The sequence below is a fragment of the Brucella oryzae genome, from assembly GCF_041929965.1.
Lineage (GTDB): Bacteria > Pseudomonadota > Alphaproteobacteria > Rhizobiales > Rhizobiaceae > Brucella > Brucella oryzae.
Genome location: NZ_JBHEEO010000005.1, coordinates 170012 through 192951, shown reverse-complemented (window position 1 = coordinate 192951; position 22940 = coordinate 170012). Strand labels below are relative to the sequence as shown.

The following is a 22940-nucleotide window of genomic DNA, read 5'->3' as shown; positions in this document are numbered from 1 at the left end:
GGCAGTAGGGCAGTAGAAAATTACAGCCGTCGCGGCCATCTACAACCCAAACATACTGCCTTATTCACTTACTGCCTTATTGCCTTACCTCTTCACCAGCGTCGCCACAGCTTCGACATGTGGCGACCAGAGGAATTGGTCAATCGGCGTGACACGCGTGACGCGATAACCGCCTTTCACCAGAATGGCGAGATCACGAGCCAGCGTCACCGGGTTGCACGAAACTGCGACAACCTTCTCCACCTTGGATTTTGCCAGTTCCAGCGCCTGCTCCTCCGCGCCTGCCCGCGGCGGGTCGAAAACGACAGCATTATAGGGCAGCAATTCCTTTGGCATAAGCGGACGACGGAACAGGTCACGACGTTCGACCGAAACAGGCTTCAGTCCCTGCACATGGCGCACGCCACGATCGAGAGCGGCCAGGGCCAGCGCGTCGTTTTCAACGGCATGAACTGCGCTCTTTTCTGCAATCCGTAATGCAAATGTTCCAACACCGCAGAACAAATCCGCGACACGCTTGGCCTTGCCCACATGGTCCAGCACAAGCTGCACCATCGCTTCTTCGGCATCGGTCGTTGCCTGCAAGAAACAGCCGGGCGGAACCGGAACCGGTACCTTGCCGAAATGGATAAGCGGCTTTTTCGGTTCAACGATGATTTCGCCTTCATGCGAAAGGCGCGCAAACCCCTTCGTCATGACAAGCGCGGTCAGCGCGCGCCGTTGATCGTCGCTCAGCTTGCCACAACCGCTCGCCGCAAGGTCGAGACCGGATTCCGTCTGCGTCACTGCCAGCTTGAACGGCTTGGAACCGGGAGCAATCAAAGCCCCTACTTCACGCAGATCATCAAGCCGCGCGATGATCTCTGGAACGGTTACCGCGCATTCAACGATATCGATGATTTCATGGCTGAGGTGACGGTTGAAGCCGAGCAGCACCCCCTTCTCCGTCTTGCGTGCCGCAAAAACAGCGCGACGGCGCGTGCGCGGCTGGCAGGCCACCAGAGGAGCAACCTCCGTGTCGATCCCCCTGCCCTTCAGAGCGGAGACGACAAGTTCGCGCTTCCACAGACGATAGGGTTCATCCTGCCAGTGTTGCAGCGCACAACCACCGCAATCCTCGAAGTGCCGGCAGGCGGGCGCCTGCCGCTCAGGCGATGTTTCGAGAAGTGCCATAACCGTCGCGCGGTTCTTGTCGCGCGCGACATTGGCCACTTCGCCCGGCAATGTGAAAGGCACATAAATCTGGCCGTCTGGAAGGTTGGCAACGCCATCGCCGCCCGCGCCAATCGAGCGGATATTAACTTGCGTCGTCATCGGTCTTTCTTTCCTGCCAGGAGATATTCACGATTGCCATCGCCGCCTTCGATGGGCGACGGACAAAGACCGAGCGCGCGCCATCCGGCTTGCGTTTCCAGCCATGATCTCAGTTCTTCTGCTATGCGTTCGCCATCTTTCGGATCGCGCAGAATGCCGCCCTTGCCGATAGCCTCCCGGCCCGCTTCAAATTGCGGCTTTACGAGAAGCGCGCAGATAGCACCTTTTTGCGCAAAGGCCAATGCTGGTGGCAAAGCCAGTTTCAGCGAAATGAAGCTTACATCCGAAACTACACAATCGACATCGCGTCCATCCAGATCGGAAAATTCCAGCGCACGGGCGTTAAGCCCTTCCTTGTTGGTGACGCGAGGATCGGTGCATAGCGTCTCGTGCAACTGGTCATGGCCGACATCAATGGCAAGAACATGGTTTGCGCCACGCTCCAGCAAAACTTGCGTGAAACCGCCTGTCGATGCGCCTATGTCGAGCGCGGTGCGCCCCTTCACATTGAGGTCGAAATGATCGAGCGCCGCGATAAGCTTCAAGGCAGCGCGGGAGACATAGCGGCTAGCCGGATCATCCACGGCGATGTTTGCGGTGCGCAGAACCGTCTGGCCCGGCTTGGTGACAGGCTTGCCGTCCATCTTGACCGTGCCGCGCTGGATTGCATCACGCGCCCGCGAACGCGTTGCAAAAAGCCCCAGTTCCACCAGCAGCTGATCGAGCCGCAGGTTCTTGTCGCTCGTTTCTCCGCTCATCGGTCAGGCGCTAAATGGCGCTGCAACGGCCTCACGGCCAAGAGCTGCAAACACCGCATGCACGATGCCTGCCCGGTCAAGACCGGCCTCGGCATACATAGCGTCCGGCTTGCCGTGGTCCTGATAGCTATCCGGCAATGTCAAAGCCCGCACCTTGAGGCCACGATCAAGAAGGCCATCGGTGGCAAGAAATTGCAGAACATGGGAAGCAAAGCCGCCAACAGCGCCTTCTTCCACCATCACCAGTACTTCATGTTCGCGTGCCAGACGGCGGATCAGATCGTGATCGAGCGGCTTGGCAAAGCGCGCATCGGCAACCGTGGTCGAAAGACCGGCGGCGCCCAACTCATCGGCAGCGGCAAGGCATTCCTGCAAACGCGTCCCGAAGGACAGCAGCGCAACCTTCGTGCCCTCGCGCACGATGCGGCCCTTGCCGATTTCGAGCAATTGTCCTCGCTCCGGCAGATTGACGCCGACGCCATCGCCGCGCGGATAACGGAAGGAGATCGGGCCTTCATCATATTCGGCGGCCGTACGCACCATATGGCGCAGTTCCGCTTCGTCCGACGCAGCCATCACCACGAAACCGGGGAGAGCGGCGAGGAAGCCTGTATCGAACGAACCCGCATGGGTCGGGCCATCGGCACCAACCAGACCGGCACGGTCAATGGGGAAGCGCACGGGCAGGTTCTGGATCGACACGTCATGCACGACCTGATCGTAGCCGCGTTGCAGGAAGGTGGAATAGATGGCGCAGAACGGCTTGAAACCTTCGCTGGCAAGACCGGCGGCGAAAGTCACCGCGTGCTGTTCGGCTATGCCGACATCAAAGGTGCGCTTCGGAAACACTTCGCCGAAGAGGTCAAGCCCGGTGCCCGACGGCATGGCGGCGGTGATCGCCACTATTCTGTCATCGTGACGCGCTTCCTCAATGAGGCTGGAGCCGAAAATCTTGGTATAGCTCGGCGCATTTGCAGGCGGCTTCGACTGCTTGCCCGTAATGACGTCGAATTTGTTGACGCCGTGATATTTGTCCGCTGCAGCTTCCGCAGGCGCATAACCCTTGCCCTTCTGCGTCACCACATGAATGAGCACCGGGCCTTCCTGCGTATCGCGAACATTTTTTAGGATCGGCAGCAGATGGTCGAGATTATGCCCGTCGATGGGGCCGACATAATAGAAGCCCAGCTCCTCGAACAGCGTGCCGCCGGTAAAGAAGGCGCGTGCATATTCTTCCGACTTGCGGGCCTTGTCCTGCAGGAATTTCGGCAGCTTCTTTGCTACCTGCTTGGCGGCTTCGCGAACGCTACGATAGGTCTTGCCCGAAACGAGGCGCGCCAAATAGGCGCTCATGGCACCGGTCGGCGGCGCAATCGACATGTCGTTATCGTTGAGGATGACGATCAGGCGCGCATCGAGCGCCCCGGCATTGTTCATAGCCTCATAGGCCATGCCAGCCGACATCGAACCATCGCCGATGACTGCAATCACATTGCGTTTTTCGCCAGAAAGGTCGGATGCGACCGCCATGCCAAGACCGGCGGAAATCGATGTCGACGAATGCGCCGCACCGAAGGGATCATATTCACTTTCGCTGCGCTTGGTGAAGCCTGAAAGGCCACCGGTCTGGCGCAATGTGCGAATACGGTCGCGACGCCCGGTCAGAATCTTGTGCGGATAGGCCTGATGGCCAACGTCCCAGATGATACGGTCATGCGGCGTATCGAAAACGTGGTGCAGTGCCACTGTCAGCTCCACCACGCCCAGTCCCGCGCCCAGATGCCCGCCGGTAGTCGAAACCACGTCAATCAGTTCTGCACGCAATTCCTCCGCGAGCTGCGGCAGATCGGATTCCGGCAATGCACGCAGGCGATCCGGGGTCGGCGCCCTGTCAAGCAATGGGGTCATAGGTCGGGACATTCAAACAACCTGTTTTTGGTTAGGCCTTGTTGTCGGTATAGCAGCAACGCGACAGGATCAAGCAGGGCGGGACATCGTGTCCTATCGCCGAACGCAATCCACATTATACCAAGGCGTTAAGATGCTAACGCATCACGCTTTGAAAAAGTTCAATCGCCGCTCGGGCTTAATCCGCCCCATGAGTCGGACTCATGGGGCTGACATTATTCAGGCAAAGGTATGAAATCCTTCTCGTCACCGGGCACGATATCGAAGCGACCACTGCGCCATTCTTCCTTAGCCTGCTCGATCCTCTCACGTGAAGAAGATACGAAGTTCCACCATACATAGCGTTTCGAACCAAGAGTTGCACCGCCAAAAAGCATAATATGCGCGCCTTCCGGTCCGGCCTTTACGACAACATCATCGCCCGGACGAAACGCCAGCAAACGGTCTGGCGGAAACACTTCGCCGCCAATGCCGACATGGCCCTGCAGCGTATAGATAGCGCGTTCTTCGGCCACAGGCGGGATTGGAAAACGCCCGTTCGGTTCTATACGAATATCTGCATAAAGCGTATCAGCGTGCTGGATCACGGGCGACGTCACCCCGAGCATGGAACCCATGATCAGCCGACCGGAGAAATCACGATCTTCCATCACTGGCAAATCAGGCGCATTGGTGTGAAAAAACTCAGGATTGATTTCTTCCAGCGCATCGGGTAGCGCAAGCCAGGTCTGGATACCGGAAATCGATAATGGTCCGTCGCGTTCTTCTTCCGGGGACCGTTCGGAATGCACAATGCCCCGACCTGCGGTCATCAGGTTCACGTCACCAGGGCGGATAACCATTTCTGTACCGAGACTGTCTCTGTGACGAATATGCCCGTCGAAGAGATAGGTCACCGTGGAAAGACCGATATGCGGATGCGGACGCACATCCAATGCATCTCCATCCCGCAGAACAGCCGGTCCCATGCGATCGAAGAAAATGAACGGCCCGACCAGGCGTCGACGCACCGTCGGCAAGGCTCGTCGCACTTCCAGCCCCCCGATGTCGCTTGTACGCGGAATGACGAGCGTTTCGATGCTGTCAACCGAGGTCTTGTCGCCAAGAACCGGATCAGGACATGGAAAGAAACTCATGAAACGCAACTCCAGCCGTTGATCTACGCCGTTTATATAAGCAATAATTTCACTTTATCGAATGTTCCCCCAAAACAAAACCGCACCGACAAGCGGTGCGGTTCGATTACAACGTAAATCCCGTCAACGTCCCTGCAACAGCTTCGAAAGCGAGCTGGCATCGGGAACTTGCCCGTTTGCAGTTAGCTTGTCGACCAATCCCGGCAGAACCTGAGACAGCTGGTTCAGAAGTTCCTGCTGGTCGATACCGGCATGCTGGGCGATTTCACTCAGCGTTTTCTGGCCGATCGCATCACCAAGCTGACCTGGCTCGATTGGATGGTTGGAACCTTGGCCGACCCAGGAATCCACCTTCTCGCCAAGACCAGCCTGTTTCAGCTGATCGAGGAGACCACCAAGTCCTCCGCCAAGAGAGCCCGGAGCCGAGGGAGCAGCAGAAGCATTGCCTGCAGCCGCGCCACCGAGCAGTCCGCCAAGACCGCCAAGGATGCCGCCGAGCAGACCGCCGCCTGCCTGCGACTGATCCGGCACGGGCTGTGCCTGAGTGGTTTCCGGCTCAGCGCTATTTCCCTTCAGCATCTTGCCGACCAGCAGGGCGCCAAGCGCGATCAGCACCGGTTTCGCGAGGCTTCCGCCGGGAATGGGCGAATTTCCTGAGTTGTCGTCATAACTTCCCATCACACGATACTCCCTGTTATCCGATGCCAACTGTGCATTCGGTAAGTTAAAGTTAAATGGGTTTCCCAATTTGACAAGCATTATACCTTGCAAATTTTGTAGTAGTATGAAAATTTCCTAAGTGCGTGATGCAAAAGTGTAATTACGCTTCGGGAGATATTAGATGTCTTTTATAAGCTGGATAATACTAGGCTTGATTGCCGGTTTCATCGGCAGCAAGATCGTCAATAAAAGCGGCCAGGGAATTTTCCTGGACATTGCTCTCGGCATTGTCGGCGCCATTGTCGGCGGTGTGATCTCGTCTCAGCTTTTTGGACGTGGCGTCACCGGTGCATTTGATCCGATCAGTCTTGTTATCGCGATTGTCGGCTCAATCATCGTGTTGTGGGTCTATCACGCAATTACCGGCAAACGATCCATCGGCTGAAATCAATTCATGTAATTCAGGCTCCGGTTCGTCCGGGGCCTTTTATTTCTATTGGCCGAAAGACCTGCCAATCAATGAGTTTTCTGGAACCCTATATCACCGCTTATGGTGCGCTAGCACTTTTCTTTATCGTATATTTTGAATCTTTCGGCGCACCCTTGCCGGGTGAAAGCGCCCTCATAGCAAGTTCGCTGCTTGCCCTGCATGGCACATTGAACATCAACGCCGTGCTTCTTGCGGTCTTTGTTGGCGCGGTACTAGGCGATTGCACCGGCTATCTGATCGGGCGGTTCGGTGGACGCCGACTGATCCTGCGATACGGACATCTCGTCAAGCTGACGCCGGAACGGCTGGAGCAATTCGAGAAACTCTTCGATACAAAGGGAATTTATGTCGTGGCGACAGCACGCTTCGTCGTGCTGCTAAGGCAGCTGAACGGCATCGTAGCGGGTTCAATGAAAATGAACCCGCTGCACTTTCTGGCAGCCAACATTGTCGGTGCAGCGGGATGGACGCTTGCCTGGGGATTTGGCCCCTATATGCTGAGCGGCGTTCTGGCGCCTTATGTCGCCCAGCTCAAAACACTATTCTGACCGGAATTATTCAGGCCGGGTTACTCAGGATCCAGCGGTTCGGTTCCGACCGGCTGGCCATCACGGCCAATGCGGATTTTCTCCACCTTGTCCTCGGCAGACTTCAGAAGCATGTCGCAATGTTTCTTCAAGGCTTCGCCACGCTCATAGATGCGAATGGACTCTTCCAGCGGCACGTCGCCCCGCTCCAGAGCATCAACAATCTTTTCGAGCTGTGTCAGCGCATCCTCGAAACTCATCACTGCAATATCGGCGTTGGACGGTTCGGTCACCATGATTCATCCTTTCAACAGCCGCGTAATATGCGCAGACGCGGACTGCGACAAGCCCTCAAGATCATATCCACCTTCAAGCACACTCACCAGCCGGTGATCGCAGAACCTTTCTGCCCGCTCCATGAGTTTGCCCGTCGCCCAGTCAAAATCCGCTTCGTCGAGATTGAGCTCGGCCAGCGGATCGCGAAAATGAGCATCGAAGCCCGCCGAAATAAGGATCAAATCTGGCCGGAAATTGTCCAAAGCGGGCAATACACGACTATTAAACGCCTCGCGGAATTCGCGACTTCCCGTATCGGGGGAAAGCGGCGCATTGAAGATGTTACCAACGCCGGTTTCATCCTTCGCACCCGTGCCGGGATAAAGCGGGAACTGATGCGTCGAACAGAACAGGACGCTTGGATCATCCTTGAAAACATCCTGCGTTCCGTTCCCGTGATGGACATCCCAATCAACGATAGCGACACGCTCCACGCCATGATGATGCTGCGCATGACGCGCCGCAATCGCAATATTGTTGAAAAGGCAGAACCCCATCGCGGTGGAACGCTCAGCGTGATGTCCCGGCGGGCGGGCCGCGACGAACACATTGTTTGCAACGCCGGAAAAGACATCATCGACCGCGGCCGTCGCCGCACCAATTGCCGTCAGCGCTGCATCCAGACTTTTTGGGCTGACATAGGTGTCGCCGTCGAGCTTCACCACAGGCGCAGGTGCATCCTCGTCCAAAACTGACTCCGGTATGCCGGCGCGTATGGCTTCCAGATGTTTTTCAGGATGCGCAAGAAGCACTGCCGTCTCATCGGCGCGTGGCGCTTCCACCCGGTCGAGCCGATAGAAATCCGGCCCTTCCAGCTCACTCATCAACGCCCGGATACGATCCGGACGCTCGGGATGGCCGGGCGGCGTCAGGTGTTCGAGATAGATCGGATGCCAGTAAAGCCGTGTCGTCATGGGTTCACTATAACATCCTGATGGCGCATGACCATGATGGCCATGCGCCTGATCTGTCTGAATGGGGTTAGATGATTTCCGTGCGGGCGATACGGATGCCGAAGCCTTCAAGGCCGACATAGTGACGCTCACGCGAGGCCAGCAGCACGATCGACGTGATGCCGAGATCCTTCAATATCTGCGCGCCAAGACCGATCTGACGCCATTCTTCCTCGCGGGCAACCGCTTCGGCATGGCTTTCATGGTCGCTCTGAATCGCATCGCGAGCGCGGGTGTCGTGGTGATCGGCGCGCACGCCAACGGAGCCTTCGCGCAGATAGACCAGTACGCCGCGGCCTTCCTTGCCCATCTTTTCCATAATGGCATCGAGATTGCTCCCGCCCTTGCCGAAAACATCGTTCAGCACATCCTCGCGATGCAGGCGAACCGGTACTTCCTCGCCGTCACGAATATCGCCGAATACGACAGCCACGTGCTGCATGGGCTCCCATGGCAGTTCGTAGGTATATGCATGAGCCGCACCTGCGCAGGTATTCACCGGTGCATCGCCTACACGCTTGACCAGCGTTTCCTTGCGCTGGCGATAGGCGATGAGGTCCGCAACCGTGACCCGGTGCAGCGTGTGCTTTTCGGCGAATGCCTTCACGTCCGGGCCGCGCATGACGGAACCGTCATCATTGACCAACTCGCAGATAACGCCGATGGGCGGCAGGTTCGCGAGCTTGCAAAGGTCGACAGCGGCCTCCGTATGGCCGGACCGCATCAGAACGCCGCCTTCGCGGGCGACCAGCGGGAAAATATGGCCGGGGCGTACGAAATCCGAAGCGCCAGCATTGGGATTGGCCAGATTGCGCACGGTCAACGTGCGGTCTTCCGCCGAAATGCCTGTCGTCGTGCCATGGCGGTAATCGACTGTCACGGTGAACGCTGTCGTGTGAGCGGATTCGTTTTCGGCGACCATCGGCGCGAGGTTGAGGCGCTTGGCTTCGTCACGAGTCATCGGGGTGCAGACGATGCCGGACGTGTGGCGGACGATGAAGGCCATCTTTTCCGGCGTGCAATGCACAGCGGCAACGATCAGGTCGCCCTCGTTCTCGCGCCCGTCATCATCCATGACCACAACGATTTCGCCACGTTCGAAAGCGCGAAGCGCATCCACGACCTGTTTCTGATTATAGCTCATTTCGACCTCTATATGTCAGGCAACCAACGGGCCCTATCGTCGGTCAGATATGGCCAGTCTGGCCGAATTCAATCAGATGCGGCCAGTTTGGCCTCAAGTTATTCAGACGCGGCCAGTTTGGCCCCCAATTATTCAGACGCGGCCAGTTTGGCCGCGGTGGCGCAGATAATGATCGGCAATAGCGCAAGCCACCATCGCCTCGCCAATCGGCACGGCACGAATACCCACACATGGATCGTGACGACCCTTGGTCATCACATCCACTTCCTTGCCGTCCTTGTCGATGGAGCGGCGCGGCGTCAGGATAGACGAGGTCGGCTTGACGGCAAAGCGCGCAACAACAGGCGCACCGGTCGCAATACCACCGAGAATGCCGCCTGCATGATTGGACAGGAACAATGGCTTGCCATCGTTGCCCATCCGCATTTCATCGGCATTCTCCTCGCCGGTGAGACGGGCAGCCTCGAAACCGTTGCCGATTTCCACGCCCTTTACAGCATTGATCGACATCAGCAGGCTTGCAATATCCTGATCGAGCTTGCCGTAAATCGGCGCGCCGATGCCCGCAGGCACGCCTTCGGCAACGATCTCAATGACCGCGCCAACCGACGATCCGCTCTTGCGAATGCCATCAAGATAATCCGCGAACAGCTCGACCGAACCCGCATCCGGCGAGAAGAAAGGATTGTTGTCCACCTCCGCCCAGTTCCAGCGGCGGCGGTCGATACCGTGCACGCCCATGGCAACCAGCGCGCCCTTGACTTCCAGCCCCGGCACGATCTTGCGTGCAATGGCACCAGCCGCAACACGGGCCGCCGTTTCGCGCGCCGATGAACGTCCGCCGCCACGATAGTCGCGAATGCCATATTTGACGTCATAGGTGTAATCGGCGTGGCCCGGACGATACTGGCGGGCAATCTCGCCGTAATCCTTCGAGCGCTGATCGGTGTTCTCGATCATCATCGAAATCGGTGTGCCGGTCGTCGTCATCGTCACGCCGTCGTCGTCCAGAAGAACGCCGGAAAGCACGCGCACCTGATCGGGTTCGCGGCGCTGCGTCGTATATTTGGACTGGCCGGGTTTGCGCTTGTCGAGATAAGCCTGAATTTCGGCTTCCGTGAACGTGATACCGGGCGGGCAGCCGTCGACAACGCAACCGAGCGCCAGACCATGACTTTCGCCCCAGGTGGTTACGCGGAACAGATGACCGAAACTATTGTGAGACATGCGCGACGCCTGAATTATTTGTCCTTGTCCGGAGCAGGTCAAGGAGAGCAGCTACTTTACGGCCCGGTTTTATTGAGCTTTTCGATGGCGGTCAAATCAAGCTCCCCGCTGACGTAAAATTTCCTTCTGAAGATCGATATCCGGCATTTTTTTTGACACATTCGGCACGCTACATTGTGGGATATGCGGCGCGGCGCGCCGAAAATCGCAATCACGACAATCGTGTCGAATCGGTCAGGCGACAACCCAACCCGAGGCACAACCAAAGGAACGGAAAGTCATGCATTATCTGGTCGGATTAATTCTTATCGTGGCTTCGCTCTTCTCGACGGTAGCCATGGCAGACGATGCCGAAGGCAAGATCACCGGTATCAACAAGGATAGCGAAACCATAACGCTGGATGACGGCCAGACATACAAACTGCCCGGCGAGTTCGATTACAGCGCGATCAACAAGGGCATGAAAGTCCTCATCATCTATGACATGGTCGACAGCACGCGCTTCATCACCGACATTCAGGAAGCGCCGTAAGCCCGGAACCAGCCGTTTCTGAAGACACGCGCCCCAACCAATCTACGGAATCAAACCCACTCAAGCTTGCTGTTTGCGAACTTCAAAATCTTGTCCTGTGGGATGGAAAGATTAGCGGCGGCATGACCGTCCATATCGCCGTATAGATAAAACAGCGTGCGGATGCAGCCGCCATGCGTCACGCAGACGGTCGGCCACTCCACGGCTTCCACCCAGCGCCCGATACGCCGCGATAGGCCCATATAGCTTTCGGCGGTTATGCCCGGCGGCACGAAATTCCACTTGTCGCGGGCGCGTGCTTCAAGAAGATCTTCGCGCTCCTTGGCAATGTCTTCCATCATGAAGCCCTGCCAGTCGCCGAAATTGACTTCCATCAACTGCGGATCGGTTCGGTAATCATACGGGTCGAGGCCCATGCGCAGGCGGATGCGCTCCATCGTCTCGCGCGTGCGGCGCAGTGGGCTTGCCACGAAATCGAAGCCCGCGCCGTCGCCGATCAGCGATCTCAGCATGTTGCCGTTGCGGTCGGCCTGGCTGCGCCCATTATCGTTGATATCGATATCGAGCTGACCCTGAATACGCTGCGAGACATTCCAGTCCGTCTCGCCGTGACGCGAAAAGTAGATAATTTCCCGAGCCACAACCCTACCTCTATCTGCCGTCAATGAACAATCTGGATAGCTTTCCCGCATCGGAAAAGACAAAGAAAAATCCCGAAAAGCCGGTCAACTTTTCGGGATTTTGTATTCGCTGCCTCAGTCTTTCACGACCGAAATGTCCGGAGCGTCAACCGCTTTCATGCCGATGACATGATAGCCGCTATCCGCGTGATGGACTTCGCCGGTCACCGAGCGAGACAGGTCGGACAGGAAATAAAGGCCGACATCCCCCACTTCCTCAATGGTGACGGTACGACGCAGCGGCGCGTTGTATTCGTTCCACTTGAGGATATAGCGGAAGTCGCCGATGCCCGAAGCGGCCAGCGTCTTGATCGGACCAGCCGAGATTGCGTTGACACGAATTTTCTGCGGACCAAGATCGACGGCCAGATATTTCACGCTTGCTTCGAGAGCGGCCTTAGCCACGCCCATGACGTTATAATTCGGCATGACCTTTTCGGCGCCGTAATAGGTCAGCGTGAGGATCGACCCGCCATCCGCCATCAGCTTTTCCGCCCGGCGCGCAACCGCCGTCAGCGAATAGACCGAGATCAGCATCGTGTTGGTGAAATTGGCTTCCGACGTATCGAGATAGCGGCCAGTCAATTCGTCCTTGTCGGAAAAACCGATAGCGTGCACCAGGAAGTCGAGTTTGCCCCACTTCTTTTCAAGCGTCTCGAAAACAGCATCAATACTGGCGGCGTCCGCCACATCGCAATGTCCGGCAACGAACGCGCCAAGCTCTTCTGCCAGTGGCTCGACACGCTTCTTCAATGCATCGCCCTGATAGGTGAATGCGAGCTCTGCGCCTGCATCGCGAGCGGCCTTTGCAATACCCCATGCGATGGAGCGGTTGTTGGCGACGCCCAGAATCAATCCACGCTTGCCCTGCAACAAACCTGACTGTGCGGTCATTAGGGGTCCTCATTGAAAACAATTAACTTGTTGCCCTATCGCACAGGCTCGGCTCTCCTTCAAGCAATTGCGGTGAAAAAGCCGGGCATTGTCACTTTACTGCCGCAAAGAGACAACACCCGGCTTCAAACGATTGAAGTGGAACTTAAGCGACTTTGCGCTTTTGCAGGAATTCTTCCAGTTCCTTGTCACCGCCTTCCGGCAGCATGATCCGCACATGCACGTAGAGATCGCCACGTCCGCCGGCTTTCAACGGAAGGCCTTTTTCTTTCAGGCGCAGCACGCGGTCGGAGCTTGACCAGGCCGGTATTTTAACCGCGATCCGTCCGTCGAGCGTTTCAACTTCCTGCTTGCCGCCAAGCACGGCGTCAGCAAGCTCAACCGGCAGATCTACATGGACATCACGCCCTTCCAGCCGAAACCGTGGATGCGCCTTGAAATGGATCGTGACGAGCGCGTCACCGGCGGTTCCGCCGATCAATGGCTCGCCCTGCCCTTTCAGGCGAATGGTCTGACCGTCTTCGACGAATTTCGGCAATTTGATCTTCAGATGCTTGCCATTCGGAAAAATCGCTTCGACCTTCTCCGCACCCGCCGCTTGTTCCAGCGTAATATTAATAGACGCGGAAAGGTCGGCTCCCTTCGCCTGGCCGCGCTGACGCGCGCCGCCTGCGCGGGCACCGCCACCGAATGCACCGCCAAAAAGATCGTTCAGAATATCTTCCGCGCCGCCATAGCCCCCACCTCGCTGAAAGCCGCCGGGACCGGATCGAAACTCGAAATGACTGTTGCCGTCGCCACCCTGCCGAAACCCGGCGAACGGGTCGCCATGAGCACCGCCGAAGCCTTGTCCGCCGGCAAAACCCTGAAAGGCTGGCTTGCCTTCGGCATCGATCTCGCCACGGTCGAATTGTCCGCGCTTGTCCGTATCGCCCAGGATTTCATAGGCCTGGTTCAGTTCTGCAAAGCGCTCCTGCGCCTTCGGATCGTCCTTGTTCTGATCCGGATGGTGCTTTTTGGCCAGTTTGCGGAAAGCCGATTTTATTTCCTCGGGCTTCGCCGTTTTGGCGACGCCCAGCACGCTATAGGGATCGCGCATATAGTTCCTCTTTCAGGAAAATGACTGTGAGATAAGTAAGACTCGTTGCCCATAATATGCGCATGTGACCGGAAAAGTTCCAGTCAAGCCGGAGTTTTCTTTTCAGCACCTTTTGGATCAGGCACTCAGATCGGAGCGAATGAAGTCACCGTCCATTGACCGCCGCGCTGCATGCAGGTTTCGCCGCGATAGATGGAAACGCCGTCAAAAGCTTCACGCGAGGTTTCAAACTCGCGGCAAAGCTGATTGTTCTTGTTGTTCTCGGCAATCGTCGTGATGGTGCCCTGGCTGCCCGTATCCGGATTTGCCCATGGCACAGGCTTTTTACCCCATTCCGTAAAATTAAGTGCGGAAACAACGTTCTTTATCGCAGACTGATCGGAAAGCTTGCCGGTATCGGTTTCAACCGGCTGCGGCTGCTTCACGGAGCCGGTAATCGTGGAAGAATCAGGAACAGCTTTTTCGATGCTCACGCCACCCATGGCGCAACCGGCGAGTGAAAGGAAACATATGCCAAACGCAGCCTTGCGCAGAGAATTTGCGCCACAGTTCAGAGTCCGGAGATTGTTTTTGTGGCGAGCCGTATCGATAGCCAACGCTATTCCCTTATTCTACACGCTAAAGATGCAGGGATTATGGGTGAACTTGAGTTAACAAGCGGTGTGCCGGGAAGGTAAACAAATCGGAATCAGAGCACAACGCCCAACTCTATACTTTATGCAGCCGTCAAACGATGTTCCCGGTTTTCTGTGACCGACTGTGCCCAATTTGGGCATGTTGCATCCCTTGTCGGCAGGCAGAGGAGCCGAACCATTCCCTGCGACGACCTATCCCGGCAAAACATTGGACAAAATGGCGGTTATCGAAGAAGCTCCCTTCGATCCGCCCCATATGGGGTTTCTTTGGCGGGGATTCCCTTTGCAGGACGATCCGCAAAATTCCGACAGGCTGTTGAAATATCCAAAATGACAAACGCAAGCGACGACTTCACCGAATCCGCCCAGCCGTTCAAACTTTTTGCAGACTGGCTGGCCGATGCCAAAGAGAGCGAACCGAACGATCCCAACGCCGTAGCGCTGGCAACGGTCGACCCGGATGGCCTGCCCAATGTGCGCATGGTGCTGTTGAAGGATTTCGACGAACAAGGCTTCGTCTTCTACACCAATTATGAGAGCACAAAGGGCAAAGAAATCCTGTCAGCCGAAAAGGCTGCAATGTGCTTTCATTGGAAGACGTTACGACGTCAGGTGCGCGTGCGCGGACCGGTGGAAAAAGTCAGCGATGTCGAGGCCGATGCCTATTACGCCTCGCGCCCGCGCGGCAGCCGCATCGGCGCCTGGGCATCCAAGCAGTCACGCCCGCTGGAAAGCCGTTTCGCGCTGGAAAAGGCGGTCACCGAATATACTGCAAAATATGCCATTGGCGACATTCCCCGCCCGCCCTACTGGTCGGGTTTCCGAATCCGCCCGGTTTCAATCGAGTTCTGGCACGACCGGCCTTTCCGCCTGCATGACCGCGTGCTTTTTACGCGACCGACGCCGGACGGCGACTGGAACAAGGACAGGCTCTATCCGTAAACTGCTATGCGCACCGCCCTCATCCTGAGCCAGCCGGAGGGTCGAAGGATACTCTAAGATAGCCCCGTGCTTCGAGGCAGGCTTCGCCTGCACCTCAGCATGAGGGGCTATCCATTCCTTATACAATCGGCTTGATCGCCACCCAGAGGCTTCCGAACACAAGCCCCAGGAAGATCAGCCAGCCGACAATATTGTTCGACTTGAAGAGCCGCAAGCATTGGTCGGGATTGTCGATATCGAGCACGATGATCTGGCGATAGAGATGCACGCCCGCCGCGAGCAATCCCGCCAGTGCCGGCATCGGCACCTGTGCCACGGCGAAAGCAGCCGCGAAGAAACCAATAGCACCGCCATAGAGGATCATCAGCGCCGTCTTGGTGTGTTTGCCGAACAGGCGCGCCGTCGAGCGCACCCCCACCAGTGCATCGTCTTCCTTATCCTGATGGGCATAGATCGTGTCGTAGCCGATCGTCCACAGGATCGCGCCGATATAGAGGAGCACCGGCGGAAGCGCGAGCGAGCCTTCCACCGCAGCCCAGCCCATGAGTGCGCCCCATGAGAACGCAAGACCAAGCACGAATTGCGGCCAGTTGGTAATGCGCTTCATGAAAGGATAAGCGGCGACGATCAGAAGCGAGAAAATGCCCAGTCCGATGGAGAACCAGTTGAACTGCAGCACGACGACGAGGCCGACCAGCGCCTGCAAAACCAGAAAAATCTTGGCCTGACCGCGTGTCACCTGCCCCGACGGCAACGGTCTTGACCGCGTGCGATCCACCTTGTCGTCAATATCCTGATCGACCAGATCGTTATAAGTGCAGCCGGAACCGCGCATCGCGATGGCGCCGATCAGGAACAGAACAAGATGCCAGATCGAAGGCATGACGGCCCAGGCGCCATCGCCCGGCTTGGCGCCCGCACCTGCCACGAGAGCAGCCGACCACCAGCACGGCCAAAGCAGAAGCTGCCAGCCAATGGGACGATCCCAGCGGGCAAGCTGCGCATAGGGCCAGAGCCAATGCGGTAGCAGCTTATAGACCCAATGGCCCGATGGAGCATCCTTTACACGCCCTTGCGCATTGCGTGACTGAATCGATCCGTGTAGTTCGGGCTGTGCCATGGCGAAATCCTTGATATATGCAGCCATCACTATAACCCCGACGAAGACGGAGCAAGCAATGAGAGTTCTTTTAATCGGTTCTGGCGGTCGTGAACATGCTCTGGCCTGGAAACTGTCCGCTTCTCCGTCACTGACAAGACTCTATTGCGCTCCCGGCAATCCAGGCATTGCAACGGTCGCGGAACTCGTCGACATCGGTGTCGATGACCATCAGGCGCTGATCGCCTTCGCCAAGGACAAGCAGATCGATCTCGTCGTCGTTGGACCGGAAGCGCCACTTGTAACTGGCCTTTCCGACGAAATGCGCGCAGAGGGTATCCGTGTGTTCGGTCCCTCCAAGGCTGCAGCGCAGCTTGAAGGATCTAAGGGTTTTACCAAGGATCTCTGCGCGCGCTTCGATATTCCGACGGGCGCTTATGGCCGTTTCAACAATGCGCCGAAGGCCAAGGCTTATATCCGACAGCAGGGTGCGCCCATCGTCGTCAAGGCCGACGGGCTTGCCGCAGGCAAGGGCGTGGTTGTTGCGATGACGCTCGATGAAGCGCTCGACGCCGTAGACGCCTGTTTCGAGGGCGCATTCGGTTCTGCGGGGGCCGAAGTGGTGGTCGAAGAATTTCTGGATGGCGAAGAAGCAAGCTTCTTCTGCATCTGCGATGGCAAGACCGCCTTGCCGCTCGGCTCGGCGCAAGATCACAAGCGTGTCGGCGACGGCGACACCGGCCCCAATACAGGCGGCATGGGCGCCTATGCCCCGGCCCCGGTGATGACGCCGGAAATCGTCGAACGCACCATGCGCGAACTGATCGAACCGACCATGCGCGGCATGGCTGAAATCGGCGCGCCGTTCTCCGGTATCCTGTTTCTCGGCCTGATGATCGGCAAGGACGGCCCGAAGCTCATCGAATACAATACCCGTTTCGGTGATCCGGAATGCCAGGTGCTGATGATGCGCCTCAACAGCGACCTGCTCGCGCTCATCAATGCCGCCGTGGACGGCAAGCTCGATGAAGTCTCGCTCGATTGGAAAGACCAGCCCGCGCTGACGGTGGTGATGGCTGCGGAAGGCTATCCGTCCAATGTGAAGAAGGGCAGCGTCATCCGCGATCTCGACAAGCTCGAAGGCATCGATGGCGTCAAGGTTTTCCATGCTGGAACGGCGGAGAAGAACGGCAGCATCGTTGCCAGCGGAGGCCGCGTGCTCAACATCACCGCCATTGCCGAAACGGTCGCCGAAGCTCAGGCGCGAGCCTATGAAGCTGTAAAGTTCATCGACTGGTCGGAAGGTTTTTACCGCTCCGATATCGGCTGGCGCGCCGTGGAGCGTGAGAAGCAATCCTGATCTCGCCAGTTGGCTTGACTGCCACGACATAAATTCTTCTCATTCTGCGAACCCTTCGTCATTGCGACGAAGGGTTGTTCCCTGTGGATGGCCGCGCGACATCTCATCATGATGACGTGCATCGAAAACATTGACGTTTACGTAATAAGCCGATAGCTCTTATATCGGATAGCCATTTGGCGCCTGCCGGAATGCGAACAGCGCCGATGCAGGATGGCTTCTGAGGAGAGGCCAGAGCATTTTGCAACTAAATGAAACATTTGGTGTCGCATAAATGCGCAGAAAATAAATGGTTAGAGCGGTTCCCATTTCGATGGAATGGTCAGAACCGCTCTATCGGACCATATTTGGAGGAAAGATGTATCGCGCGCCGGTTTCTGAAATTTCCCATACACTGATGAAAGTTGCGGGGCTGGAGAAAGCCCTCGACGACAACCGCTTTCCCGAATTTTCCGCCGATCTTGCCGCTGCCATTCTGGAAGAAGCCGGCAAGTTTGCCTCCGAGCGCGTCGAGCCTTTGCGTATCACCGGCGACAAGCATGGTGCCACCGTCAAGGACGGTGTCGTCACCACGGCACCGGGCTGGAAAGAGCTTTACCGCGACTGGATCGAAGGCGGCTGGAACTCGCTGACCGGCACGCCGGAATATGGCGGACAGGGCCTGCCCACGATGATGTCGGTTGCAGTAAGCGAAATGTGGAACTCCGGTACGCTTGCCTTCGCCATCGCGCCGACGCTGACCATGGGCGCCGTCGAAGCGGTCGAGAAGCACGCCTCCAAGGAATTGAAGGACATCTATCTCGAAAAGCTCATCAGCGGCGAATGGATGGGGACGATGAACCTAACCGAACCGCAGGCCGGTTCAGACCTCGGCGCACTTCGCACCCGTGCGGAACGCACCGATGACGGCAGCTACCGCATCTTCGGCCAGAAGATTTTCATCACCTATGGCGAGCATGACCTGACCGACAATATCGTGCATCTGGTACTGGCGCGCCTGCCGGATGCCCCGACCGGCACGAAAGGCATTTCGCTTTTCCTCGTACCGAAGTTCCTTGTCAATGATGATGGCTCGCTTGGCCGCAGGAACGATCTGTTCTGCTCCGGCCTCGAACACAAGATGGGCATTCATGCCTCCCCCACCTGCACCATGATTTATGGCGATGGTTTCGTGAAGGGTGAGGAACAGGGCGCTGTCGGCTACCTGATCGGCGAGGAAAATCGCGGACTGGCCTGCATGTTCACCATGATGAACAATGCTCGTCTTCTTGTCGGCATTCAGGGTGTCGGCGTGGCCGAAGCCGCCTATCAGCAGGCTCTTGCCTATGCGAAGGAACGCAAGCAGGGCCGCGCCGTCGGTGCAGATCCGAAGCAGGGTATGAGCCCGATCATCGAACATCCAGACGTGCAGCGCATGCTGTTGACCATGAAGGCGCTGACGCAGATTGCCCGTTCGATCACCTATTCCTGCGCTCATGCCATTGATATGAGCCACGCGACGGATGACGCAGACCGGCAGTTCTGGTCGGATCGCGCCGGCTTGCTGACACCGCTTGCCAAAAGCTTCGCGACCGATGCAGGCGTGGACGTTGCTTCGCTCGGCATCCAGATTCACGGCGGCATGGGCTTTATCGAGGAAACCGGCGCCGCCCAATTGCTGCGTGATGCCCGGATTACCCCGATCTACGAAGGCACCAACGGCATTCAGGCCATCGACCTCGTGGCGCGCAAGCTGCCGCTTGGGCATGGTGAGCATATCAAGGGCTTCCTTGCAGAATTGCAGGACGACGCCGACAAGGCCGCCGCATCCAATCGTCCGGAACTCGGCGAAACTGGCGCTCGCCTTTCCAAGGCCATCAATGAGGCCCGCGAAGCGACCGACTGGTTGCAGAAAGCGATTGCAGAAGGGCAGCTTGAAGCAGCGCTTGCCGGGGCCACGCCTTATCAGCGGCTTTTGTCGCTCGTTTCCGGCGGTGCCTATCTTGCGCGTGCAGCACTTGTAGACGACGATAGCGGCCGCGCAGTGCTGAGCCGCTTCTTCGCGGAAAACATGCTCGCCGAAGTATCCTCTCTGAAGGACACCGTCATCACCGGCGCCGCCAGCCTTGCCGCCGCCAAATCTGCGCTGGAGGCGTGAGCATGAGCGAACATATCCTGATCGAACGCAAAGGCGCGATCCAGATCATCCGCTTCAACCGTGCGGACAAGAAAAACGCCATCACCCGCGCTATGTATGCCACCTTGGCAAAGGCGCTCAAGGACGGCGATGCCGACGACGCCGTGCGTGTGCATGTGTTTCTTGGGAGTCCGGGTGCCTTTTCCTCCGGCAACGACATGCAGGATTTCATGGTCGCGGCATCGGGCGGCGATCTCGGCAACGACATTCTGGATTTTCTGGGTGCTCTTTCCAGCGCAAAGAAGCCGATCATTTCCGGTGTCGATGGCCTTGCCATCGGCATCGGCACGACCATCCACCTGCATTGCGACCTGACATTTGCGACGTCGCGCGCTCTGTTCCGCACACCGTTCGTCGATCTTGGCCTCGTGCCGGAAGCAGCTTCCAGCCTGCTGGCGCCGCCACTGATGGGACACCAGAAGGCATTCGCCCTTTTGGCGCTCGGTCATGGATTTACTGCGGAAGCCGCACAGGAGGCCGGTATCGTCTATCAGATCGTTGCCGAGGATACGCTGGAAACAGTAGTGATGAAGGCTGCCGAAGAAGTCGCTGCCAAGCCACCACAGGCCATGCAGATCGCCCGCGCCCTGATGCGCCTGCCAGCTGAAAAAGTTTCCGAACGTATTGCACGTGAGGCCAAACATTTTGCTGAACGGCTTACCTCGGATGAAGCCCGGGAGGCCGTCATGGCATTTCTCAGCCGAAAAAAAATAAGCCCGGATGCGTTCTGAAAACAAGACATCCGGGGGCTTTTTGGAGGTCAGCCAAAATTTTTGAAGGGGTCGCCTTTTATCGGGCGACCCCTTTCGATTCAATTTCGAGCAATGATTTCCTTGCCGGAGATTACCAGGCGGACGCCGAGCGTACCGGTCTTGCGGCGAGCGAGAAAACGCGGACGGCGACGGCGTGGCTCCTGCCCCTGACGACGAGCCTGCGGCTGGCCGGTGCGGACTGCGCCTGTGCTTTCGTAAAGCGGACGGGCGATGCCGTCTTCCTCGACCAGCATCATCGGCAGATTGAAGCTTGCGGCCCAGGCGCGCCAGTCGGCGGCAACGTCGGTCAGATCATGCGCAACAAGCAGGGGAACGGAAAGCTGCGGGTCTTCATGCATCAGCTCCAGCGTCACCGTGATTTCTCCGAACTCATCTTCCACTGCACGGGCGGCAACGCCGACAAATGCGTTGGCTGGGAGAGCGATCGACATCGGCAGGCCACTTGAAGGCAGAACCTGCCGGATCACCGCGCCGCGCTCGTTGATGGTGAAGGTAACGTCGCTGCTCCCGTCATGGGTCGCATAGCTCACAACCTGCGGAAAGTGAAACGGATCGAGCCGCAATTCCCGTCCTGCCCAGTCGGGCTTCAGTCCCTCGCTCATCATTTTCGACGCCTCTGTCTCTCTGTCTTTTTTATTTTGGGAGCCGGTTATTCCGACTTCCCTTTGTCGAGCTTTTTGCTCTTCGTTGAGATGGAGAATAGGCGCGGTTTATTACCGACGGGCTTAATGAGTTGGGTTAACTTTTTCCTGCCTTTTCCTTTGGTTAGCAGATTGCAACCGGGTGTAAGAATTCGGAAATTCTTCTGAAGAAGCGTTTACTAAAACAAACGGGCGGTTAATACCGCCCGCCTTACACGATTAAATAGTGATACTTTTACAGAACCTTGCCGGGGTTCATGATGCCTGCCGGATCGAAGGCCGACTTGATGCGGCGCATCAGGTCGAGCGCGATATCCTGCTTGAAGAAGGCCAGTTCTTCCCGCTTGAGCTGACCAATGCCATGTTCAGCCGAAATCGAACCCGTATAGCTCGCGACGATCGTGTGGATACGATGGTTCAGTTCATGCCAGCGTGCAAGGAAGGCTTCCTTGTCGGCGCCGACCGGCTGCGAAACATTGTAATGCAGATTGCCATCGCCGATATGGCCGAAGCAGACGATGCGTGCGCCGGGGATCATTTCCAGCGTCGCGGCATTGGCTTCGTGGATGAAGGCGGGGATGGAAGCGACGGGCACTGAGATGTCATGCTTGATCGAACCGCCTTCCGGCTTCTGCGCCCAGGACATTTCCTCGCGCATCTTCCAGAAAGACTGTGCCTGCGCCACGCTTTCACCAATGGCCGCATCTTGAATAATGTCGCTCTCAAAGGCTTCAGTCAGGATCGTTTCCAGCGTCGTGCGCGCATCCTCTTCCGAGCGGGTAGAGGAAATATCGATTAACACATACCAATCATGCGGGCTTTCGAGCGGATCGCGCACGCCATCGACATGGCGCACGGTAAATTCCACGCCGACGCGCGGCATCAATTCAAAGCCGGTCAGCGATGGGCCTGCATGTTCCGTTGCAAGCTGGAACAGACGCAGCACGTCTTCTGGATTGCGCAGGCCCGCATAGGCCACTCCCTTGCCTTTCGGCTGCGGGAAGATTTTCAGCACCGCAGCCGTGATGACACCAAGCGTGCCTTCCGAGCCGACAAAAAGGTCTTTCAGGTCGTAACCCGTATTGTCCTTCTTCACATAGCGAAGATCGTTGAGAATCTCGCCGGTCGGCAGCACGACCTCAAGGCCAAGGCAAAGCTCGCGCATATTACCATAGGCAAGCACTGCCGTGCCGCCAGCATTGGAGCCAAGGTTGCCGCCAATCTGGCATGAACCTTCGGCACCCAGCGACAGAGGAAACAGACGACCGGCTTTTTCAGCTGCTTCCTGGAGGTTCTTCAGGATGACGCCCGCTTCGAGCGTTACCAGATTGCCGACCGTATCGAGATTGCGGATGCGGTTCATACGGCCAAGCGACAGAATGATGGCCGTACCGCTTTCATCGGGCTGCTGGCCGCCGACGAGGCCCGTATTACCACCCTGCGGCACCACCGGCGTTTTCGTCTCGCTGGCAAGCTTCATGATGGCCGCGACTTCTTCCGTCGAACCCGGGCGAAGGACGAGAGGTGTGCGACCGTGATAGAGATCGCGCTGCTCGATGAGATAAGCGGCGATATCTTCCGGCGCGGTGAGCGCATTCTTTTCGCCCACGATGGCAGAGAAACGTTCGATCAGAGCGGTATCCAGCATAGTCTGTC

At 57.4% G+C, this 22940-nt stretch carries 23 protein-coding genes and 1 pseudogene; 8 read left to right on the top strand and 16 right to left on the bottom strand.

Features of this window, described 5'->3' with window-relative positions; all coding sequences use genetic code 11:
* Positions 1 to 84: 84 nt before the first annotated feature.
* The 5 genes from JNC70_RS07215 to JNC70_RS07195 form a co-directional block, all read right to left on the bottom strand.
* Positions 85 to 1314 carry a class I SAM-dependent RNA methyltransferase gene (locus JNC70_RS07215; protein WP_104756435.1) on the bottom strand — a complete coding sequence of 410 codons (1230 nt, stop codon included), beginning with the start codon at positions 1312 to 1314 and terminating at the stop codon, positions 85 to 87.
* Positions 1311 to 2072, bottom strand: coding sequence for a TlyA family RNA methyltransferase (locus JNC70_RS07210; protein WP_104756436.1), 762 nt, complete (start codon positions 2070 to 2072; stop codon positions 1311 to 1313). The genes JNC70_RS07215 and JNC70_RS07210 overlap by 4 nt, the downstream gene beginning before the upstream one ends.
* A gap of 3 nt (positions 2073 to 2075) precedes the next feature.
* A complete protein-coding gene (dxs, locus tag JNC70_RS07205) occupies positions 2076 to 3992 on the bottom strand; it encodes a 1-deoxy-D-xylulose-5-phosphate synthase (RefSeq protein WP_104756437.1) in 1917 nt (638 codons plus the stop codon).
* 203 nt (positions 3993 to 4195) lie between these two features.
* Complete coding sequence (locus JNC70_RS07200; RefSeq protein WP_104756438.1) at positions 4196 to 5116, bottom strand: pirin family protein; 921 nt, start codon at positions 5114 to 5116, stop codon at positions 4196 to 4198.
* A gap of 123 nt (positions 5117 to 5239) precedes the next feature.
* Positions 5240 to 5794 carry a YidB family protein gene (locus JNC70_RS07195; RefSeq protein WP_104756439.1) on the bottom strand — a complete coding sequence of 185 codons (555 nt, stop codon included), beginning with the start codon at positions 5792 to 5794 and terminating at the stop codon, positions 5240 to 5242.
* A gap of 163 nt (positions 5795 to 5957) precedes the next feature.
* Here JNC70_RS07195 and JNC70_RS07190 point away from each other — a divergent pair, with 163 nt between their 5' ends.
* On the top strand, positions 5958 to 6221 hold the full coding sequence (locus tag JNC70_RS07190; protein WP_104756440.1) for a GlsB/YeaQ/YmgE family stress response membrane protein: 264 nt from the start codon (positions 5958 to 5960) through the stop codon (positions 6219 to 6221).
* A 74-nt stretch (positions 6222 to 6295) separates the two neighbouring features.
* The gene (locus JNC70_RS07185; RefSeq protein WP_104756441.1) at positions 6296 to 6814 is read left to right on the top strand and encodes a DedA family protein; all 519 of its coding nucleotides are present in this window, start codon (positions 6296 to 6298) and stop codon (positions 6812 to 6814) included.
* Between the two features lie 20 nt (positions 6815 to 6834).
* Here JNC70_RS07185 and JNC70_RS07180 read toward each other — a convergent pair whose 3' ends face one another.
* The 4 genes from JNC70_RS07180 to aroC all read right to left on the bottom strand — a co-directional run bounded on the left by JNC70_RS07180 (position 6835) and on the right by aroC (position 10453).
* The gene (locus JNC70_RS07180) at positions 6835 to 7089 is read right to left on the bottom strand and encodes an exodeoxyribonuclease VII small subunit (RefSeq protein ID WP_104756442.1); all 255 of its coding nucleotides are present in this window, start codon (positions 7087 to 7089) and stop codon (positions 6835 to 6837) included.
* 3 nt (positions 7090 to 7092) lie between these two features.
* On the bottom strand, positions 7093 to 8043 hold the full coding sequence (locus JNC70_RS07175) for a histone deacetylase family protein (protein WP_104756443.1): 951 nt from the start codon (positions 8041 to 8043) through the stop codon (positions 7093 to 7095).
* 67 nt (positions 8044 to 8110) lie between these two features.
* Complete coding sequence (gene ribB / locus JNC70_RS07170) at positions 8111 to 9226, bottom strand: 3,4-dihydroxy-2-butanone-4-phosphate synthase (protein WP_104756444.1); 1116 nt, start codon at positions 9224 to 9226, stop codon at positions 8111 to 8113.
* A 132-nt stretch (positions 9227 to 9358) separates the two neighbouring features.
* Positions 9359 to 10453 carry a chorismate synthase gene (aroC, locus tag JNC70_RS07165; RefSeq protein WP_104756445.1) on the bottom strand — a complete coding sequence of 365 codons (1095 nt, stop codon included), beginning with the start codon at positions 10451 to 10453 and terminating at the stop codon, positions 9359 to 9361.
* 280 nt (positions 10454 to 10733) lie between these two features.
* On the opposite strand from aroC, the gene JNC70_RS07160 reads away from it, so the two are divergent.
* On the top strand, positions 10734 to 10985 hold the full coding sequence (locus JNC70_RS07160; protein WP_010658359.1) for a DUF1344 domain-containing protein: 252 nt from the start codon (positions 10734 to 10736) through the stop codon (positions 10983 to 10985).
* A 50-nt stretch (positions 10986 to 11035) separates the two neighbouring features.
* Here the strand turns inward: JNC70_RS07160 and JNC70_RS07155 are convergent, their stop codons facing one another.
* From JNC70_RS07155 to JNC70_RS07140, 4 genes are all read right to left on the bottom strand, one after another.
* A complete protein-coding gene (locus JNC70_RS07155; protein WP_104756446.1) occupies positions 11036 to 11626 on the bottom strand; it encodes a histidine phosphatase family protein in 591 nt (196 codons plus the stop codon).
* Between the two features lie 114 nt (positions 11627 to 11740).
* A complete protein-coding gene (gene fabI / locus JNC70_RS07150) occupies positions 11741 to 12559 on the bottom strand; it encodes an enoyl-ACP reductase FabI (RefSeq protein WP_104756447.1) in 819 nt (272 codons plus the stop codon).
* Positions 12560 to 12704: 145 nt separating this feature from the next.
* Positions 12705 to 13658, bottom strand: a complete 954-nt coding sequence (locus JNC70_RS07145) for a DnaJ C-terminal domain-containing protein (RefSeq protein ID WP_104756449.1) — start codon at positions 13656 to 13658, stop codon at positions 12705 to 12707.
* 125 nt (positions 13659 to 13783) lie between these two features.
* Entirely contained in the window at positions 13784 to 14254 is a 471-nt protein-coding gene (locus tag JNC70_RS07140) for an RT0821/Lpp0805 family surface protein (RefSeq protein WP_374788560.1), read from the bottom strand.
* Positions 14255 to 14623: 369 nt separating this feature from the next.
* Between JNC70_RS07140 and pdxH the strand changes: the two genes are divergently transcribed.
* Positions 14624 to 15235, top strand: a complete 612-nt coding sequence (pdxH, locus tag JNC70_RS07135) for a pyridoxamine 5'-phosphate oxidase (protein WP_104756450.1) — start codon at positions 14624 to 14626, stop codon at positions 15233 to 15235.
* Between the two features lie 118 nt (positions 15236 to 15353).
* Here the strand turns inward: pdxH and ubiA are convergent, their stop codons facing one another.
* Positions 15354 to 16355, bottom strand: a complete 1002-nt coding sequence (ubiA, locus tag JNC70_RS07130; protein WP_104756517.1) for a 4-hydroxybenzoate octaprenyltransferase — start codon at positions 16353 to 16355, stop codon at positions 15354 to 15356.
* Positions 16356 to 16413: 58 nt separating this feature from the next.
* On the opposite strand from ubiA, the gene purD reads away from it, so the two are divergent.
* The 3 genes from purD (at position 16414) to JNC70_RS07115 (ending at position 20601) form a co-directional block, all read left to right on the top strand.
* Entirely contained in the window at positions 16414 to 17694 is a 1281-nt protein-coding gene (gene purD, locus JNC70_RS07125; RefSeq protein WP_104756451.1) for a phosphoribosylamine--glycine ligase, read from the top strand.
* A gap of 358 nt (positions 17695 to 18052) precedes the next feature.
* Positions 18053 to 19831: an acyl-CoA dehydrogenase family protein gene (locus JNC70_RS07120; protein WP_104756452.1), complete on the top strand. Its 1779-nt coding sequence runs from the start codon at positions 18053 to 18055 to the stop codon at positions 19829 to 19831.
* Positions 19832 to 19833: 2 nt separating this feature from the next.
* On the top strand, positions 19834 to 20601 hold the full coding sequence (locus JNC70_RS07115) for a crotonase/enoyl-CoA hydratase family protein (protein ID WP_104756453.1): 768 nt from the start codon (positions 19834 to 19836) through the stop codon (positions 20599 to 20601).
* An 80-nt stretch (positions 20602 to 20681) separates the two neighbouring features.
* Here JNC70_RS07115 and JNC70_RS07110 read toward each other — a convergent pair whose 3' ends face one another.
* Positions 20682 to 21248: a DUF6101 family protein gene (locus JNC70_RS07110; RefSeq protein ID WP_104756454.1), complete on the bottom strand. Its 567-nt coding sequence runs from the start codon at positions 21246 to 21248 to the stop codon at positions 20682 to 20684.
* On the opposite strand from JNC70_RS07110, the pseudogene JNC70_RS07105 reads away from it, so the two are divergent.
* Positions 21244 to 21452 (top strand): annotated as a pseudogene (locus JNC70_RS07105) (hypothetical protein). The gene JNC70_RS07110 and the pseudogene JNC70_RS07105 overlap by 5 nt on opposite strands.
* Before the next feature lie 67 nt (positions 21453 to 21519).
* On the opposite strand, the gene JNC70_RS07100 reads toward JNC70_RS07105, so the two are convergent.
* Positions 21520 to 22932 carry an FAD-binding oxidoreductase gene (locus tag JNC70_RS07100; RefSeq protein WP_104756455.1) on the bottom strand — a complete coding sequence of 471 codons (1413 nt, stop codon included), beginning with the start codon at positions 22930 to 22932 and terminating at the stop codon, positions 21520 to 21522.
* Positions 22933 to 22940: the final 8 nt, after the last annotated feature.

Excerpts from the sequence above, each read along its gene's own strand:
- pdxH (WP_104756450.1), top strand. The coding sequence starts at position 14,624 with ATGACAAACGCAAGCGACGACTTCACCGAATCCGCCCAGCCGTTCAAA.
- JNC70_RS07200 (WP_104756438.1), bottom strand. The coding sequence starts at position 5,116 with ATGAGTTTCTTTCCATGTCCTGATCCGGTTCTTGGCGACAAGACCTCG.
- JNC70_RS07115 (WP_104756453.1), top strand. The coding sequence starts at position 19,834 with ATGAGCGAACATATCCTGATCGAACGCAAAGGCGCGATCCAGATCATC.
- aroC (WP_104756445.1), bottom strand. The coding sequence starts at position 10,453 with ATGTCTCACAATAGTTTCGGTCATCTGTTCCGCGTAACCACCTGGGGC.
- JNC70_RS07145 (WP_104756449.1), bottom strand. The coding sequence starts at position 13,658 with ATGCGCGATCCCTATAGCGTGCTGGGCGTCGCCAAAACGGCGAAGCCC.
- JNC70_RS07210 (WP_104756436.1), bottom strand. The coding sequence starts at position 2,072 with ATGAGCGGAGAAACGAGCGACAAGAACCTGCGGCTCGATCAGCTGCTG.
- JNC70_RS07190 (WP_104756440.1), top strand. The coding sequence starts at position 5,958 with ATGTCTTTTATAAGCTGGATAATACTAGGCTTGATTGCCGGTTTCATC.
- dxs (WP_104756437.1), bottom strand. The coding sequence starts at position 3,992 with ATGTCCCGACCTATGACCCCATTGCTTGACAGGGCGCCGACCCCGGAT.
- JNC70_RS07160 (WP_010658359.1), top strand. The coding sequence starts at position 10,734 with ATGCATTATCTGGTCGGATTAATTCTTATCGTGGCTTCGCTCTTCTCG.
- ubiA (WP_104756517.1), bottom strand. The coding sequence starts at position 16,355 with ATGGCACAGCCCGAACTACACGGATCGATTCAGTCACGCAATGCGCAA.
- JNC70_RS07215 (WP_104756435.1), bottom strand. The coding sequence starts at position 1,314 with ATGACGACGCAAGTTAATATCCGCTCGATTGGCGCGGGCGGCGATGGC.
- JNC70_RS07120 (WP_104756452.1), top strand. The coding sequence starts at position 18,053 with ATGTATCGCGCGCCGGTTTCTGAAATTTCCCATACACTGATGAAAGTT.
- JNC70_RS07110 (WP_104756454.1), bottom strand. The coding sequence starts at position 21,248 with ATGATGAGCGAGGGACTGAAGCCCGACTGGGCAGGACGGGAATTGCGG.
- JNC70_RS07100 (WP_104756455.1), bottom strand. The coding sequence starts at position 22,932 with ATGCTGGATACCGCTCTGATCGAACGTTTCTCTGCCATCGTGGGCGAA.
- JNC70_RS07175 (WP_104756443.1), bottom strand. The coding sequence starts at position 8,043 with ATGACGACACGGCTTTACTGGCATCCGATCTATCTCGAACACCTGACG.
- fabI (WP_104756447.1), bottom strand. The coding sequence starts at position 12,559 with ATGACCGCACAGTCAGGTTTGTTGCAGGGCAAGCGTGGATTGATTCTG.
- ribB (WP_104756444.1), bottom strand. The coding sequence starts at position 9,226 with ATGAGCTATAATCAGAAACAGGTCGTGGATGCGCTTCGCGCTTTCGAA.
- JNC70_RS07195 (WP_104756439.1), bottom strand. The coding sequence starts at position 5,794 with ATGGGAAGTTATGACGACAACTCAGGAAATTCGCCCATTCCCGGCGGA.
- JNC70_RS07185 (WP_104756441.1), top strand. The coding sequence starts at position 6,296 with ATGAGTTTTCTGGAACCCTATATCACCGCTTATGGTGCGCTAGCACTT.
- JNC70_RS07180 (WP_104756442.1), bottom strand. The coding sequence starts at position 7,089 with ATGGTGACCGAACCGTCCAACGCCGATATTGCAGTGATGAGTTTCGAG.
- purD (WP_104756451.1), top strand. The coding sequence starts at position 16,414 with ATGAGAGTTCTTTTAATCGGTTCTGGCGGTCGTGAACATGCTCTGGCC.